This is a genomic window from Brucella sp. NBRC 113783 (genome assembly GCF_040372265.1).
GTDB lineage: Bacteria > Pseudomonadota > Alphaproteobacteria > Rhizobiales > Rhizobiaceae > Brucella > Brucella teleogrylli.
Genome location: NZ_BAABRX010000001.1, coordinates 731,598 through 746,490, shown reverse-complemented (window position 1 = coordinate 746,490; position 14,893 = coordinate 731,598). Strand labels below are relative to the sequence as shown.

Below are 14,893 nucleotides of genomic sequence, written 5' to 3'. Positions count from 1 at the left end.
GAACCAGACATAGAAGCTTACAAGGGCGCTCACACTCCGCTGCTTGCTTTCAAATTCGCATCACGCTTTACGCGCATCCGCGATAGCTGCGATCAGTTCCTGCTGCTTCATGACCCCGCCATAGAGCTTGGTGCCGATGACGAAAGACGGGGTGCCGCTGAAATTAAACGCTTCGCCCTGATTCATGTTGCGCTCGAGTATGTTGTTGATGCGCTTGGAATCCGCCTTATAGGCCGCCTGAAGCTTGGCCGCGTCCAGACCAGCCTTCTTCAAGGCTGCATCGACCTGTTCCTTGGTCAGACGGCCCGGCGTGGCCATCATGGCTTCCATCGCCTTGGCGTAATTACCGGATTTTTCCGCCGCCAGAACAAGCCGCGCCGCATAGGCTGACGTTTCGCCAAAGATGATCCAGTCCTTCAGCACCAATCGCACATTGCCGTCATCCTTGACGACGCGCATCAGTTCGCCATGGCCCTTTTTGCAATAAGGGCACTGATAGTCGAAATATTCGACGATGGTGACATTGCCATTCGGGTTGCCGAGAACCGGGATTTCGGTGTCGTAAAGAACCTCGGCCACGGTCGGAACGGCCTGTGCCAGACCTTGCACGCCCGAAAGGCCGAGCGTCGCAACGGTTCCGGCTGAAACAGCCAGCATCTGACGACGATTTATCATGCACTCACTCCCGTACCGGATTGCGACTTGTCGAGCACCACAACGCGGGCGCCCGTCGGGGCGCGCTTGTAGAGATCGAGAATGTCCTGATTGAAAAGGCGGATACAGCCCGAGGACGCCGCCTTGCCGACCGACCACGGTTCGTTGGTGCCATGGATGCGGTAGAGCGTGTCCTTGCCGTCGCGATAGAGATAGAGCGCGCGGGCGCCAAGCGGATTGCGAATGCCGCCTTCCAGACCATTGGCATATTTCGCGTAATGATCGGGATTGCGCTTGATCATATTGGCGGTCGGGGTCCAGCGCGGCCATTGCGACTTATAGGCGACCTTGGCTTCGCCCTTGAAGGTCAGCCCTGCACGGCCGACGCCAACCGAATAGCGCATGGCCTTGCCGCCCGGCTGCACCAGATAAAGATAGCGCGCATAGGGATCGACAATGATGGTGCCCACCGGATGGTCGGTCGCGTAATCGACCTGCTTGCGCAGGTTGCGCTCGGCAATCTTGTTCACGTCGAGCGCGGGAATGAAGTTCTTTCCGTCGGTGACGGCACCATACATCACTTCATATTCGCTGCGCGCCGTCTGTACTTCCGGTTCCGCAACGGCCGCGACTTGCACCGGCTGCGGTTCTGCCACAACCGGCTGAACCATCGGCGCGGGCATAACAACCGCGACCGGCTGCTCGGCGGAAGTGGTCGTGCAGGCGGCTGCCGCCAGTGGCAGCGCAGCGACAGTGGCAATGCGCAACAGTCGCGCTGCAATACGATATCTATCGTCCCCGCGTTTCATAATAGTCCAAGCCCCCGGCATCATCTTCAATCCTTGTTTCTGCAATTACATCCGGCCATCGGCTGTGAGACCAACCGACCGGGCAATGGTGGCAGACGTGACATCGCCCACCAGTCTCGTCCCCTCCCGCTCGCGGCTTGCCTTGTCGAAGAAAATCATCGTCGGCGGGCCAGCCACTTTCAGCTTCGCCATCAGGTCGGCATTGCCACTGGTGAGATCGGAAATATCAGCCTTGATGAGCTGATAGCCGTTCAGGCTTTTCTTCACATCGGCATCCGGCAACACACGCTTTTCCACGGTGGAGCAACTCACGCACCAATCCGCCGTGAAATAGACCAGTGTCGGGCGCGAGCCTTCCACTGTCGCAAGCTTCTCCTGAAGGGAAGAAACCGTATCGACCGGCGCGAATCGCAGCTCGGTCCTATTCTGGTTGTCGCCACGGTTAGCGAATGCGGCCAGCGGTTGCAACGGATCTCTGCCGCCCGAGGCAAGACCGAGCATCAGAATGGTTGCGTAGACGAAGGCCGCCGCGCCAATCGTGCGGGCCACCACGCTGTGCCCCGGCACTTTGAGAAAGGCAAAACTTGCCACGCCGAACAGCAGGATCGCCCAAAGTGCCATGTCCACGCCTGACGGCAGAAGCGGCGCGGCCATGAAGATGGCGGTTGCCAGAAAACCGAAGCCGAAAATCTGCTTCACGGTTTCCATCCATGCGCCTGCGCGCGGCAAGGTGCCCGCGCCAAGGGTCGCGAAAGCGATCAACGGCAGGCCCTTGCCGATGCCGAGCGCAAAAAGGGCCCCCGCACCCAGCGCGATATTGGCCGTCTGTGCAATATAGAGAAGCGCGCCCGCCAGTGGTGCGGTCACGCAAGGACCGACGATCAGCACCGACGAAAAGCCGAGTATGACGGCGGAGCGCTTGGAGCCTGTGCGCTGGCCAGTCTGCGCGGAAACCGCGCTCACCCACTGGCTGGGAAGCTGGATCTGGAACAGGCCGAACATCGACAGGGCCAAAAGCGTGAACAGCCCGGCCAGAGCAAGCGCTGTCCATTTCGATTGCAGGACCATTTGCAGATTCTGCCCCGACCAGCCAGCGATTGCCCCCACCAGCGCAAAGCCCAAAGCCAGACTGACCACATAGACGGAGGACAGGACGAAGCCGCGTTTTGCCGTCAGCTTTTCACCTTCGCGCGCCAGTGTTCCGGCAACAATGGGGTAGATCGGGAAGACACAAGGCGTGAAGGCCAGCAGCACCCCGAAAGCCAGAAATGCCGCGATAACAAAGCCCGTGCCGCCCTCAGCCAGCAGGTTTTCGACCATGCCCTTTTCCGGCGCGAGCGCAAAGGCCTTGCTTTGTGCGCCAGGGGTCGGCGGGACCGCGGCTTGCGTAAAGGCCGAACTCTGCCCGAATGATTTCGCCAGATTTCCCATCTGGCTGGAAACCGCCAGCGTCACCGGATCGACCGTCCGTGTTTCAGGCCGATAGCAGATGCCGTCTTCCTGACAGCCCTGATAGGTGATTTCCACCGGCGCGGTTTGCGCGTTCACGCTGGCGCTGGCATAGCGATAATAGACTTCAAGCCTGCCGAAATTCGGATCGTCCTTGGCAATGCCGGGCTGTGTATCGACATCGAGCGCATTGCCCTTGTCGTCCTTCGCGGCAATATGATCGCGATAGAGATAGTAGCCTTCGGCAATGGTCCAGCCAAGCACGAGGCGTCCGTCGGCATCTTTCGTCACGCCGAGACGAAAGGCTTCGTTCACCGGCAAGGGGCCTGCGGCAAAGGCAGACGAGCACGCCGTGAAGATCAGGAGAGCCAAACACGCAAGGCTCGCAGAAAGACGCATTCCGGTTTTCCGAACTGATTCGTAGAAAATTGATTATGCTGTAAAAGGCGAATGACGCCGCCACCTTAAGGCAGCCTTAAGCTGGGTTGCCGACAAGCCCGGGCGGTTTAAAACGACAAACAAGGCGAAAACAGGAAGACCAATGCGCATTCTGGTGGTTGAAGATGATGCAATCCTGCTCGACGGCCTGTCCGTCGGTCTTGGCATTGCCGGTTTCACCGTGGATGCGGTCTCGACCTGTGGCGATGCGGAAGCAGCCCTCGCCGCGCAGAATTACAATGCTGTCGTGCTCGATCTCATGCTGCCGGACGGGTCCGGCCTCGACATTCTGAAAACCATGCGGCGCGGACGTGACGATACGCCGGTGCTGCTTCTGACCGCCCGCGATCAGGTGCCGGAACGCATTGCCGGGCTGGACGCCGGTGCCGACGACTATGTCGGCAAGCCGTTCGATCTGCATGAGCTGGCCGCCCGGGTGCGCGCTATTGCGCGGCGGGGGGCTGGTCGCGCCAATGCCGTGCTGGAATGGCGCGGCGTCGAGCTTGATCCGGCGGAAATGTCGGCGCGTTTTAACGGCGAACCGCTGCGGCTGACGCGGCGCGAATTCTCGATCCTGCGCGCGCTGATGGAGCGCCCCAATGCGACGCTTTCGAAATCGTCGCTGGAAGAAGCGCTTTATGGCTGGCAGGAGGAAGTAGAGAGCAATGCGGTGGAGGTCCATGTCCACCACCTGCGATCCAAGCTTGGCTCCGATTTCATCGAGACGGTGCGCGGGGTCGGCTATCGTCTGGCGGGAGCCTGCGCATGAATTCGATCCGTGGCCGTCTGACCGGCATTCTGATCGGCGTGACCTGTATCGTCTGGCTGGTTGCGGTGGTGTGGATTCACATCACCACGCAGGCGCAACTGGAAAAGGTTCTGGATGCGCGTCTGATGGAAGCCGCGCGCATGGTTAATTCACTATTGAGCGATCACCGTGTCGAAGTCGGCCCGAACGGCGATGGCGGCCAGCTTTCGCTAAAACCCATGCCGGAATTTTCCGACTATGACCGGCAGCTTTTCTGCCAGATCTGGGCGCTGGACGGCAAGCTGGTCGGGCGCTCGGAAAGCGCGCCCATCACACGGCTGACCAATGTGGCGAACGGCTTTTCCAACACCGTTGTCGACGGTGAGCGCTGGCGGGTCTTTGCGGTTGAAAACACGCAGCTCGGTCTGCGCGTCATGGTTGGCGACAGTCTCTATGTCCGTGAAAGGCTGGTGCGCACGGTGGTGACGGGGCTGGCCGTGCCTGCCCTTCTGGTACTACCGCTGCTGGCAGGCATGATCTGGCTTTGCGTGCGGCGCGGGCTCAACCCGTTGAGCAGCCTTGCCTCCGTTCTGTCGAAGCGACAGGCACAGGATTTACGCCCGCTGCCGGAAGACAATCTGCCCAAAGAAATAGCCCCTGTCGTGACGGCGTTGAACGGGCTGTTCCACCGCGTCGAGGAAGCGCGCGAGCGCGAGCGCAACTTCGCGATCTTCGCCGCCCATGAGCTGAAGACGCCGCTCGCCGGACTGAAGACGCAGGCGCAAATCGCCGAAAGCGCAAAGGACAAAGCCGTGCGCGCCAATGCGGTGCGCCAGATTGCGGCGGGCGTGGACCGCACCAGCAGGCTGGTCGGTCAGTTGCTCGATCTTGCGGCGCTTGAAACCAGCGACGAAGCCGAGACACCGGTGCCGGAACCGGCCTGCAAGCTTCTGCACACCATCGCCACCGATATGCGCATGCTCGGCGCGCAGCGCGGCGTCGCCATCGAATTGCTGGAGGGGATGCCGCTTGTGCAGATGCCGTTCCCACATCTCTTCACGCTTGCCGCGCGCAACCTGATCGAAAATGCCGTGCTGCATTCCCCGGTGGATGGCTTCGTGCGCTGCGGCTTTACCGTCGCGGACGACCGCCTCACCCTCACCGTCGAAGACAGCGGCCCCGGCATTCCCGACAATGAAATGCCGCATGTGACGGAACGCTTCTTCCGTGGCAAGCACCGGCAGGATAATGGCAGCGGCCTTGGGCTTGCCATCGTGCACATGGCGGTGACGCGCATGGGCGGCAGTTTTGCTCTGGTCAACCGTTCCGATGGTGGTCTTCGCGCCTCTATGATCGTCCCGGTGACATAAGCTCCGGGACCACTTCCCTCCCTAGAAAATCGTCGTTGATTAGGATCAATGACAGCACGCCACCGAGCGCAGATAGACATCCTGTCGCTACAACTGCCCCTGACGGGCGGTCTTCGTTACGCGCTGCGAGGGGATTTCATGAACTACGCCGCTGGAACAGTCCTATCCGGTCTGGGAGCGCTTTTTGCCGTGCTTCTGGCCGGATTTTCCCATGACGAGCTGTTCAGAACCCATATGTGGATTCTGTTCGTCGTGCTCGCCATTTTCACCATTCTTCTGATGCGCAATGCCGATTACGGTCTGACGCCGAAAAAGACGGACCAGTCCGTCTATATGGATGGCCCGATCCGCTACGGCGTGATCGCCACGGTGTTCTGGGGCGTTGTCGGCTTCCTCGTCGGCGTCGTTATCGCAGCCCAGTTGGCTTTCCCGGATCTCAATCTGGAACCATGGCTGAACTTCGGTCGGGTGCGCCCACTGCACACTTCCGCCGTCATCTTCGCCTTCTGCGGCACCGCGCTCATCACCACATCCTTCTATGTGGTGCAGCGCACCTGCCGCGCCCGTCTGTTCGGCGGCGATCTGGCCTGGTTCGTGTTCTGGGGCTACCAGCTTTTCATCGTCATGGCCGCCACCGGCTATCTGCTCGGCATCACCCAGAGCCGCGAATATGCCGAGCCGGAATGGTATGTGGACATCTGGCTCACCATCGTCTGGGTCGCCTATCTGGTCGTGTTCCTCGGCACGGTCCTGAAGCGCAAGGAGCCGCATATCTATGTGGCCAACTGGTTCTTCCTCGGCTTCATCATCACCATCGCCATGCTGCATATCGTGAATAACCTTGCCGTGCCGGTCTCCTTCCTTGGCACCAAGAGCTATTCCGCCTTCTCGGGCGTTCAGGATGCGCTGACGCAATGGTGGTACGGCCACAATGCCGTCGGCTTCTTCCTCACCACCTCGTTCCTCGGCATGATGTATTATTTCGTGCCGAAGCAGGCGAACCGTCCAGTCTATTCCTACCGCCTGTCGATCATCCACTTCTGGTCGCTGATCTTCCTCTATATCTGGGCTGGTCCGCACCACCTGCACTATACCGCCCTGCCCGACTGGGCGCAGACGCTGGGCATGGTGTTCTCGATCATGCTGTGGATGCCGTCCTGGGGCGGCATGATCAACGGCCTGATGACGCTTTCGGGCGCATGGGACAAGATCCGCACCGATCCGATCATCCGCATGATGGTGGCGGCCATCGCCTTCTACGGCATGGCGACCTTCGAAGGTCCGCTGATGTCGATCAAGGCGGTCAATTCGCTGTCGCACTATACCGACTGGACCATCGGGCACGTCCATTCCGGCGCGCTTGGCTGGAACGGCATGATCACCTTCGGCGCAATCTATTATCTGGCTCCGAAGTTGTGGAACCGCGAACGCCTCTATTCGGTGCGCATGGTCAACTGGCACTTCTGGCTCGCTATTCTCGGCATCGTGCTCTACGCCGCCGCCATGTGGGTTGCGGGTATCCAGCAGGGCCTGATGTGGCGCGAATACGACGACCAGGGTTTCCTCGTCTATTCCTTCGCAGAAACGGTCGCCGCGATGTTCCCTTACTACGTCATCCGCATGACTGGCGGCCTGCTCTACCTCACGGGCGGTCTCGTCATGGCCTGGAACGTCTATCAGACCATTCGCGGAAATCTGCGCGATGAAGCGCCGATTGCCGGCGTAACACCGGCCAAGCCGACATCAGCGATGCAGCCTGCGGAATAAGGATCGAACACACATGTCCTTTCTGAAAAAACATGCCGTAATCGAAAAGAACGCAACGCTGCTGCTGGTTGGATCGCTGACCGTGGTGCTGATTGGCGGCATCGTGGAAATCGCGCCGCTGTTCTATCTCGAAAACACCATCGAGAAGGTGGAAGGGATGCGACCCTATTCACCGCTCGAGCTTGCGGGGCGCAATATCTATGTGCGAGAGGGGTGCTATCTGTGCCACAGCCAGATGATCCGCCCCTTCCGCGACGAGGTGGAACGCTACGGGCATTACAGCCTTGCGGCGGAATCCATGTATGACCACTCGTTCCAGTGGGGTTCCAAGCGCACGGGGCCAGACCTCGCCCGCGTCGGTGGCCGCTATTCCAACGAGTGGCACGTCCAGCACCTGATCCGCCCGCGCGACGTGGTGCCGGAATCGGTCATGCCGGGCTATGGCTTCCTGAAGGATACGCCGCTCAGCGCCGACACCATTGCCGCCGATCTTAAGGCCAATGTCGCGGTGGGCGTACCCTATACGCAGGACATGATCGACAATGCGCTGGCCGACCTCAAGGCACAGGCCGATCCCGAAGCGGATACATCCGGCGTCGAAGCCCGCTATCCGAAAGCAAAACTTGGCGATTTCGACGGCAACCCGGCTGCTTTGACCGAGATGGATGCACTCGTCGCCTATCTCCAGATGCTCGGCACGCTGGTCGATTTCTCGACCTACGATCAATCCCCCAAAGCGCGATAGGAGCTTCCCATGGATTACAACGCCATGCGCCACTTCGCCGACAGCTGGGGCCTGCTCGGCATGACGGTCTTCTTCGTTATCACCGTCTTCTATGTCTTCCGTCCCGGCAGCAAGAAGATCGCCGACGAGGTGAAAGCCATTCCGTTCAAGGATGACGCAAATGACTGATAAGCATATTGACGACGTCAGCGGTGTTTCCACCACCGGCCATGAATGGGACGGCATCCGCGAACTCGACAATCCGATGCCGCGCTGGTGGCTGTGGACCTTCTACGCCACCATCCTGTTCGCCATCGGCTACACCATCGCCTATCCGGCATGGCCACTGATTTCCAGCTCGACTGCGGGGCTGACCCAATGGTCGAGCCGCGGCGCGTTGCAGGAAGACATGCGCCAGGTGGCGGCAGAAAAACAAGGCATTCTCGACCAGATCAAGACCAAGGATGTGCACGAGATTGTGGCCGATGAAAATCTGCGCCAGTTCGCCGTTGCAGGCGGCGCGGCTGCCTTCCGCGTCAATTGCGTGCAGTGCCACGGCTCCGGCGCGCAGGGCGCGCCCGGCTATCCGAACCTCAACGACGATGACTGGCTGTGGGGCGGTTCCATCGACGAAATTCTGACGACCATCCGTCATGGTGTCCGCTCGAAGGACGACGCGGATACGCGGACTTCCGAAATGCCCGCCTATGCCGACATTCTGGAACCGCAGCAAGTTCGCGATGTGGCGGCCTATGTGGTGAGCCTGACCGGCACACCGCATGACCCGTCGATGGTCCCGGCAGGCCAGAAGGTTTTCTCGGAAAACTGCGCCGTCTGTCACGGTGCCGACGCCAAGGGCAGCCGCGAATTCGGCGCGCCGAACCTGACCGATGCGATCTGGTTCTACGGTTCCGGCGAAGACGCGATCATCCGTCAGGTATCACACCCCAAACACGGCGTCATGCCCGCATGGGAACCGCGCCTCGGCGACACGACCGTCAAGCAGCTGGCGATATTCGTGCACTCGCTTGGCGGGGGAGAATGAAGAGAGGGGAGTAAGGCAGCAGGGGAATAGGGGAGTATGTTTTGGTTGTGAAGGCCCGCAACGTCGCGCCCCTTTTTTTCATACTCCCTTACTCCCCTATTCCCCTACTCCCTTCTCCTCTCACGGAGCATAAAATGTCAGAGCAGGTCGAACGCATCGACGTTCAGGCAGTGAATTCCCCCAAGACCCGGCAATCGCTCTATGCGGCGCGGGTCAAGATTTTTCCGAAGCGCGTTCGAGGTGAGTTCCGGCGCTTCAAATGGCTCGTCATGCTCATCACGCTGGGCATCTATTATCTCACGCCGTGGTTGCGCTGGGATCGCGGGCCTTATGCGCCCGATCAGGCCGTGCTGATCGACCTCGCCAATCGCCGCTTCTATTTCTTCTTCATCGAAATCTGGCCGCAGGAATTCTATTACGTCGCGGGCCTGCTCATCATGGCGGGCCTCGGCCTGTTTCTGGTCACATCCGTCGCAGGCCGCGCATGGTGCGGCTATACCTGCCCGCAGACCGTCTGGGTCGATCTCTATCTCGTGGTGGAACGCGCCATCGAAGGCGACCGCAACGCCCGCATGAAGCTCGACAAGGGGCCATGGACTTTCGACAAGATCTGGAAGCGGGTGGCGAAACATTCGATCTGGCTTTTGATCGGGGTGCTGACCGGCGGCGCGTGGATTTTCTATTTCGCCGATGCGCCGAAATTGCTCCTCGACTTCGTGAGCGGACAGGCGGCGCCCGTCGCCTATTTCACCGTCGCCATTCTCACCGCCACCACCTATGTGCTCGGCGGGCTGATGCGCGAGCAGGTCTGCACCTATATGTGCCCATGGCCGCGCATTCAGGCCGCGATGCTGGACGAGAATTCGCTGACCGTCACCTATAATGACTGGCGTGGCGAGCCGCGTTCGCGCCATGCCAAGAAGGCAATCGCCACCGGGGAAGCCGTCGGTGACTGCGTGGATTGCAATGCGTGTGTCGCCGCCTGCCCCATGGGTATCGACATTCGCGACGGCCAGCAGCTTGAATGCATCACCTGCGCGCTATGCATCGATGCCTGCAATTCCGTTATGGACAAGGTCGGCAAGGCGCGCGGCCTCATCTCCTATGCGACGCTGGCCGACTACAACGCCAATATGGCGCTGGCGACCGACAACGGAACGATGCCCATTACCCCCGCGCGGGTTTATGACGCGCCGAACCGCTTTTCCCACAAGGTGCAGAACCTGTCGTGGGGCAAGGTGCTGCGTCCGCGCAGCCTGTTCTATTTCATCGTCTGGGCGCTGATCGGCCTCACGCTGGTCATTTCGCTGTCGATGCGCCAGCGCATCGGTATCAATGTCCTGCATGATCGCAACCCGCAATATGTGCTTCTGTCCGACGGTTCAATCCGCAACGGCTATACCGTCAAGCTTCTGAACATGATCCCGACGCCGCGCACCTTCCGGCTTTCCATCGAAGGTCTGCCCGGCGCGACCCTGACCGTACAGGACGAGACGGCAGACGTAGACGGCAATTATGCCGTGCCCGTCGAACCCGACCGGCTGAAGACATTGCGCGTCTTCGTGACCCTGCCGCACAGCGCCATCACCGATCACCGCCAGGATTATGAAATCGAAGTGCGCGATGCGGACGGCGCGGAACACGCCCGCTACAAGGCAACCTTCATGGCTCCGGAGGGACGATAATGTCGGCAGAAACCAAGACAGCATCCGCAAATTCGTCGGGCACTTTCACCGGCCGGCACATGCTGGGCATCATGGTGGCGTTCTTCGGGGTGATCATCGCCGTCAATGTGACGATGGCCTATTTCGCCATCAACAGCTGGAGCGGGCTGGTCGTCGCCAATTCCTACGTCGCAAGCCAGGAGTTCAACGAAAAGGCCGAGACCGGCAAGCAGCAGGCCGCTCTGCAATGGCAGTCGAAACCGTCTTATGAAAATGGCGTGCTGACCTATCGTCTGCTCGACCGCAACGGCCAGCCGGTTGCAGTGACTGGCGGTACCGTGGAGTTCAAGCGTCCGGTGGGCGATGTGAACGATACCAAGGCCGCGCTCACCGCTGGCGACGAAGCAGGTGTGCTCGGCGCCAGCATCGCGCTTACCGATGGCGCATGGGTCATGGAAATCAATGCCGATGCCGGTCTGGAAGACCCGTATCGCCACATCATCCGTGTCCTGATCAAAAACGGCAAAATGCTATGAGCTGCTGCGTCGAGAATGCACAGATCGCGACTGTCATCCAGCGTGTTTCTCCGGATGAAATGCAGCTCGCCAGCCGCGCGCTTGGCGACGGGCTGCGGCAACTCGACCTCTCGGTGCCGGGCGTTCACTGCGGCCTGTGCATCAAGACCATCGAAGATTCGCTGGGCCAGATTGCGGGCGTTGCCTATGTGCGCGTCAACCTGACGGCGCGCCGGGTCGCGATCCGCTGGAAGGACGGCGAAACGCCGCCCAATGTCGTCGATCCGCTGCGGAAGCTCGGCTATGAAGCGCATATTTTCGACATGGCGCAGGAGAAGGACCCCGCCTTCACGCGCCTGCTGATCGCGCTTGGCGTTGCGGCTTTTGCCTCCAGCAATGTCATGCTGCTTTCCGTCGCCGTCTGGTCGGGCGCGGATGCGGCAACCCGCGATCTGTTCCACTGGGTCTCTGGCCTCATCGCCCTGCCGACGCTGATCTTCTCGGGCCGTATCTTCTATGTTTCCGCTTGGAATGCGCTGCGCAACAGGCGAGTGAACATGGATGTGCCGATAGCGCTCGCCATTTCGCTCGCTTTTGCGATGAGTATCTATGAGACCATGAACCACGGTCATCATGCCTATTTCGATGCCTCCGTGACGCTTCTGTTCTTCCTGCTGATCGGTCGCACGCTGGATTACATGATGCGCGCCCGCGCCCGCTCCGCCGTGCGCGGACTGGCGCAGCTTGGCAGTCGCGGCGCGGTGGTGATCGGCGATAATGGCGAGCGGAACTATCTGCCCGTCAATGAAATCCGCCCCGGCATGCGCATCATTCTGGCGGCGGGCGAGCGTGTGCCGGTGGATGCCAGAATTGAGGAAGGCCGCTCCGAACTCGATTGCGCCATTGCATCAGGCGAAAGCGATGCGGTGCCGGTCGGCCCCGGTTCAGATATTCGCGCCGGTACGCTGAACCTCTCCACGCCACTCATCATCCGGGCGACGGCGGAAGCGAAAGATTCCTTCCTTGCCGAAATGGTGCGCCTGATGGATGTGGCCGAGAGCGGACGCGCCTATTATCGCCGCCTCGCCGACCGCGCCTCGGAACTCTATGTGCCGATGGTGCACACGATCGCCTTCCTCGCATTTACAGGCTGGATGGTCTACACGGGCGGCGACTGGTATCGCTCGATCTATATCGCCATCTGCACGCTGATCATCACCTGCCCATGCGCGCTGGCGCTGGCGGTGCCGATTGTGCAGGTGGTTGCGGCGCGCCGCCTGTTCGAGAACGGCATCATGATCAAGGACGGCTCCGCCATGGAGCGCATGGCCGAGATCGACACGGCGATTTTCGACAAGACCGGCACGCTCACGCTCGGCCAGCCGCGACTGATCGGCGTTGAAAGCGTCAATGCGCGCTATCTGGAAATCGCCGCCGAACTGTCGCTCTATTCCCGCCATCCGCTGTCGCGGGCGTTGGCGCAGTTTTCCGGTCAGGGCCCGATGAGCGCCTTCACCCGGATCGAGGAATTTTCCGGTTCGGGGATCGAGGCGGAAATCGACGGCAAGCTCTATCGTCTCGGCAAATCCGAATGGGTGGGCGGCCTGGCCGATGCAACCGCCGCAAACGGCCCGGAAACCTGCCTTTCCATCGACGGTATGCTGGTTGAAACCTTCCGTTTCGAGGACAGCCCGCGCGAAGACGCCGCCGCCGCCATCGCCGCGCTGAAAAAGGATGGGCTGAAGCTCGCCATTATTTCCGGCGACCGGTTGCCCGCCGTCAGACAACTCGCGGATTATCTCGGCGTCGATGATTATCGCGGCGCAGTGCTGCCCGCCGACAAATCCCGGCTTGTACAGGAGCTTTCCGGCGAAGGCCGAAAGGTGCTGATGGTGGGCGATGGTCTCAACGATGCGCCCGCCCTCGTCGCGGCCCATGTTTCCATGGCGCCTGCAACTGCAGCGGATATCGGGCGCAATGCCGCCGACTTTGTGTTCCTGCGGACAAGCCTCGCCGCCGTGCCGCTGGCCCTCGCCGTCTCGAAGGAGGCTGGCCGGCTGATCAGACAGAATTTCGCGCTGTCCATCGGCTATAATATCATCGCCGTGCCGATTGCGATTTTCGGCTATGTCACGCCGCTGGTGGCGGCTCTTTCCATGTCGCTATCATCCATCGTGGTTGTCAGCAATGCGCTACGCCTGAAAGCGGGAAAGCAGAAGCAACAGGCGCAGAAAACGGCAGCGCCTGTGGCCTTCATCAAGGAAGCACACAAATGAGCGGGCTTCTGTTTCTGATCCCCGTTGCGCTGTTCATGGGTGCACTGGGACTTGCCGCTTTCCTGTGGTCGCTGAAAAACGGCCAATATGAAGATCTCGATGGCGCGGCTAGTCGAATCCTGCTCGACGACGACACTATTCCGTCACAAGAATCGCGCGCAAATCGTTGACATTGGTGCCGGTCGGTCCCGGTATGAACAGATCGCCGATGGCGTCAAACGCCGTCCAGGCATCATTGTTGTTGAGGCGCGCCGCACCATCCTCGCCCGCCTTTTGCAGACGCGACACCGTGCTGCCATCGGCGAAAGCACCCGCATTGTCCTCCGAACCGTCAATGCCATCCGTGTCAGCGGCCAGCGCATGGATATTGCCATAGCCGTCGATATCGAGCGCGAAGGACAGCAGGAATTCGCTGTTGCGCCCACCCTTGCCACCCTTGCCGCGAATGGTGACGGTGGTTTCGCCCCCGGACAGAATGACCACCGGTTTCTTGAACGGGCGGTCGCGTTCGGCCACCTCCCGCGCAATTGCCGCATGGACATGCGCCACCTCGCGCGATTCCCCTTCCATGGCGTCCGACAGGATCACCGCTTCAACACCGTGGCGGGCAGCCTCTTTCGCTGCCGCTTCCAGCGATACGGCGGCAGATGCAATCACCCGCACCTCGTTTTGCGCGAAAACCGCGTCATCGGGTTTCGGTGCATGTGCGCCTTCGCCGCGAATATGCTTGAGCGCAGCCTCCGGCAAGTCGAGCCGGTAGCGTTCGATGATCCTGAGCGCATCGTCGCGGCTGGTTTGATCCGGTACAGTCGGGCCAGAAGCCACGAAGGCCGGATTGTCGCCCGGAATATCCGAGACCACCAGCGAGAAAACTTTGGCCGGATGGGCGGCGGCGGCAAGGCGTCCGCCCTTGATGGTCGAAAGATGCTTGCGCACGGCATTCATGGCCGAGATCGGCGCGCCCGACGCCAGCAAGGCCTTGTTGACGGCAATTTCGTCTTGCAGCGTCAGCCCTTCCGGCGGTGATGGCAGCAGTGCCGAGCCGCCGCCTGATATCAGCGCCACCACGAGATCGTCTTCCGTGAGGCCCGATACGGCTTCGAACAGGCGCTTGGATGCCACAAGCCCGGCATCATCTGGAACCGGATGCGCCGCCTCGATAATCTCGATGCGTTCGCAGGGCGTGCCATAGCCATAGCGTGTCACCACAAGACCCTCAATCGGGCCGTCCCACGCCCTTTCGAAAGCCGCCGCCATCTGCGCGGAACCTTTGCCCGCGCCGATGACGATCGTGCGGCCCTTGGGCTTCGCGGGCAGGTTTGCCCGTATCACCAGTTCCGGATCGGCTGCGGCAACAGCCGCATCGAAAAGGCTGGTCAAAAACTTCTTCGGATCGGCGATGGCGCTTGGGGCAGTCATGGGATTCCCGATTTT

At 60.7% G+C, this 14,893-nt stretch carries 14 protein-coding genes; 10 read left to right on the top strand and 4 right to left on the bottom strand.

Going from position 1 to position 14,893, the window contains the following annotated elements; all coding sequences use genetic code 11:
• Positions 1–60 precede the first annotated feature (60 nt).
• Genes ABWW11_RS03390 through dsbD form a run of 3 tightly spaced genes read right to left on the bottom strand, consistent with a single transcriptional unit; the run spans position 61 to position 3,311 of the window.
• Positions 61–675: a DsbA family protein gene (locus tag ABWW11_RS03390; RefSeq protein WP_109368406.1), complete on the bottom strand. Its 615-nt coding sequence runs from the start codon at positions 673–675 to the stop codon at positions 61–63.
• Positions 672–1,463, bottom strand: coding sequence for a L,D-transpeptidase (locus ABWW11_RS03385; protein ID WP_109368405.1), 792 nt, complete (start codon positions 1,461–1,463; stop codon positions 672–674). Before ABWW11_RS03385 ends, ABWW11_RS03390 begins: the two co-directional genes overlap by 4 nt.
• Before the next feature lie 45 nt (positions 1,464–1,508).
• Positions 1,509–3,311 carry a protein-disulfide reductase DsbD gene (gene dsbD / locus ABWW11_RS03380; RefSeq protein WP_109368404.1) on the bottom strand — a complete coding sequence of 601 codons (1,803 nt, stop codon included), beginning with the start codon at positions 3,309–3,311 and terminating at the stop codon, positions 1,509–1,511.
• Between the two features lie 142 nt (positions 3,312–3,453).
• On the opposite strand from dsbD, the gene ABWW11_RS03375 reads away from it, so the two are divergent.
• The 10 genes from ABWW11_RS03375 (at position 3,454) to ccoS (ending at position 13,629) form a co-directional block, all read left to right on the top strand.
• Positions 3,454–4,119 (top strand): response regulator, encoded by a 666-nt coding sequence (locus ABWW11_RS03375; protein WP_109368403.1) that lies wholly within the window; start codon positions 3,454–3,456, stop codon positions 4,117–4,119.
• Positions 4,116–5,468 carry an ATP-binding protein gene (locus ABWW11_RS03370; RefSeq protein WP_109368402.1) on the top strand — a complete coding sequence of 451 codons (1,353 nt, stop codon included), beginning with the start codon at positions 4,116–4,118 and terminating at the stop codon, positions 5,466–5,468. Before ABWW11_RS03375 ends, ABWW11_RS03370 begins: the two co-directional genes overlap by 4 nt.
• A 138-nt stretch (positions 5,469–5,606) precedes the next feature.
• The gene (ccoN, locus tag ABWW11_RS03365; RefSeq protein WP_109368401.1) at positions 5,607–7,235 is read left to right on the top strand and encodes a cytochrome-c oxidase, cbb3-type subunit I; all 1,629 of its coding nucleotides are present in this window, start codon (positions 5,607–5,609) and stop codon (positions 7,233–7,235) included.
• Positions 7,236–7,248: 13 nt separating this feature from the next.
• Positions 7,249–7,980 (top strand): cytochrome-c oxidase, cbb3-type subunit II, encoded by a 732-nt coding sequence (gene ccoO / locus ABWW11_RS03360; protein ID WP_109368400.1) that lies wholly within the window; start codon positions 7,249–7,251, stop codon positions 7,978–7,980.
• A 9-nt stretch (positions 7,981–7,989) separates the two neighbouring features.
• Positions 7,990–8,148, top strand: a complete 159-nt coding sequence (locus ABWW11_RS03355) for a cbb3-type cytochrome c oxidase subunit 3 (protein WP_078337972.1) — start codon at positions 7,990–7,992, stop codon at positions 8,146–8,148.
• Positions 8,141–9,004 (top strand): cytochrome-c oxidase, cbb3-type subunit III, encoded by an 864-nt coding sequence (ccoP, locus tag ABWW11_RS03350; RefSeq protein ID WP_109368399.1) that lies wholly within the window; start codon positions 8,141–8,143, stop codon positions 9,002–9,004. Before ABWW11_RS03355 ends, ccoP begins: the two co-directional genes overlap by 8 nt.
• A gap of 134 nt (positions 9,005–9,138) precedes the next feature.
• Positions 9,139–10,689, top strand: a complete 1,551-nt coding sequence (gene ccoG / locus ABWW11_RS03345; RefSeq protein ID WP_109368398.1) for a cytochrome c oxidase accessory protein CcoG — start codon at positions 9,139–9,141, stop codon at positions 10,687–10,689.
• Positions 10,689–11,204: a FixH family protein gene (locus ABWW11_RS03340; RefSeq protein WP_319081051.1), complete on the top strand. Its 516-nt coding sequence runs from the start codon at positions 10,689–10,691 to the stop codon at positions 11,202–11,204. The genes ccoG and ABWW11_RS03340 overlap by 1 nt, the downstream gene beginning before the upstream one ends.
• A complete protein-coding gene (locus ABWW11_RS03335; RefSeq protein ID WP_109368396.1) occupies positions 11,201–13,459 on the top strand; it encodes a cation-translocating P-type ATPase in 2,259 nt (752 codons plus the stop codon). The genes ABWW11_RS03340 and ABWW11_RS03335 overlap by 4 nt, the downstream gene beginning before the upstream one ends.
• The gene (gene ccoS, locus ABWW11_RS03330; RefSeq protein ID WP_109368395.1) at positions 13,456–13,629 is read left to right on the top strand and encodes a cbb3-type cytochrome oxidase assembly protein CcoS; all 174 of its coding nucleotides are present in this window, start codon (positions 13,456–13,458) and stop codon (positions 13,627–13,629) included. Before ABWW11_RS03335 ends, ccoS begins: the two co-directional genes overlap by 4 nt.
• Here ccoS and ABWW11_RS03325 read toward each other — a convergent pair.
• The gene (locus ABWW11_RS03325; protein ID WP_109370172.1) at positions 13,595–14,878 is read right to left on the bottom strand and encodes a glycerate kinase type-2 family protein; all 1,284 of its coding nucleotides are present in this window, start codon (positions 14,876–14,878) and stop codon (positions 13,595–13,597) included. The genes ccoS and ABWW11_RS03325 overlap by 35 nt on opposite strands.
• Positions 14,879–14,893: the final 15 nt, after the last annotated feature.

Excerpts from the sequence above, each read along its gene's own strand:
- ccoO (WP_109368400.1), top strand. The coding sequence starts at position 7,249 with ATGTCCTTTCTGAAAAAACATGCCGTAATCGAAAAGAACGCAACGCTG.
- ccoP (WP_109368399.1), top strand. The coding sequence starts at position 8,141 with ATGACTGATAAGCATATTGACGACGTCAGCGGTGTTTCCACCACCGGC.
- ABWW11_RS03375 (WP_109368403.1), top strand. The coding sequence starts at position 3,454 with ATGCGCATTCTGGTGGTTGAAGATGATGCAATCCTGCTCGACGGCCTG.
- ABWW11_RS03370 (WP_109368402.1), top strand. The coding sequence starts at position 4,116 with ATGAATTCGATCCGTGGCCGTCTGACCGGCATTCTGATCGGCGTGACC.
- dsbD (WP_109368404.1), bottom strand. The coding sequence starts at position 3,311 with ATGCGTCTTTCTGCGAGCCTTGCGTGTTTGGCTCTCCTGATCTTCACG.
- ccoN (WP_109368401.1), top strand. The coding sequence starts at position 5,607 with ATGAACTACGCCGCTGGAACAGTCCTATCCGGTCTGGGAGCGCTTTTT.
- ABWW11_RS03355 (WP_078337972.1), top strand. The coding sequence starts at position 7,990 with ATGGATTACAACGCCATGCGCCACTTCGCCGACAGCTGGGGCCTGCTC.
- ABWW11_RS03335 (WP_109368396.1), top strand. The coding sequence starts at position 11,201 with ATGAGCTGCTGCGTCGAGAATGCACAGATCGCGACTGTCATCCAGCGT.
- ABWW11_RS03325 (WP_109370172.1), bottom strand. The coding sequence starts at position 14,878 with ATGACTGCCCCAAGCGCCATCGCCGATCCGAAGAAGTTTTTGACCAGC.
- ABWW11_RS03390 (WP_109368406.1), bottom strand. The coding sequence starts at position 675 with ATGATAAATCGTCGTCAGATGCTGGCTGTTTCAGCCGGAACCGTTGCG.
- ABWW11_RS03385 (WP_109368405.1), bottom strand. The coding sequence starts at position 1,463 with ATGAAACGCGGGGACGATAGATATCGTATTGCAGCGCGACTGTTGCGC.
- ABWW11_RS03340 (WP_319081051.1), top strand. The coding sequence starts at position 10,689 with ATGTCGGCAGAAACCAAGACAGCATCCGCAAATTCGTCGGGCACTTTC.
- ccoG (WP_109368398.1), top strand. The coding sequence starts at position 9,139 with ATGTCAGAGCAGGTCGAACGCATCGACGTTCAGGCAGTGAATTCCCCC.
- ccoS (WP_109368395.1), top strand. The coding sequence starts at position 13,456 with ATGAGCGGGCTTCTGTTTCTGATCCCCGTTGCGCTGTTCATGGGTGCA.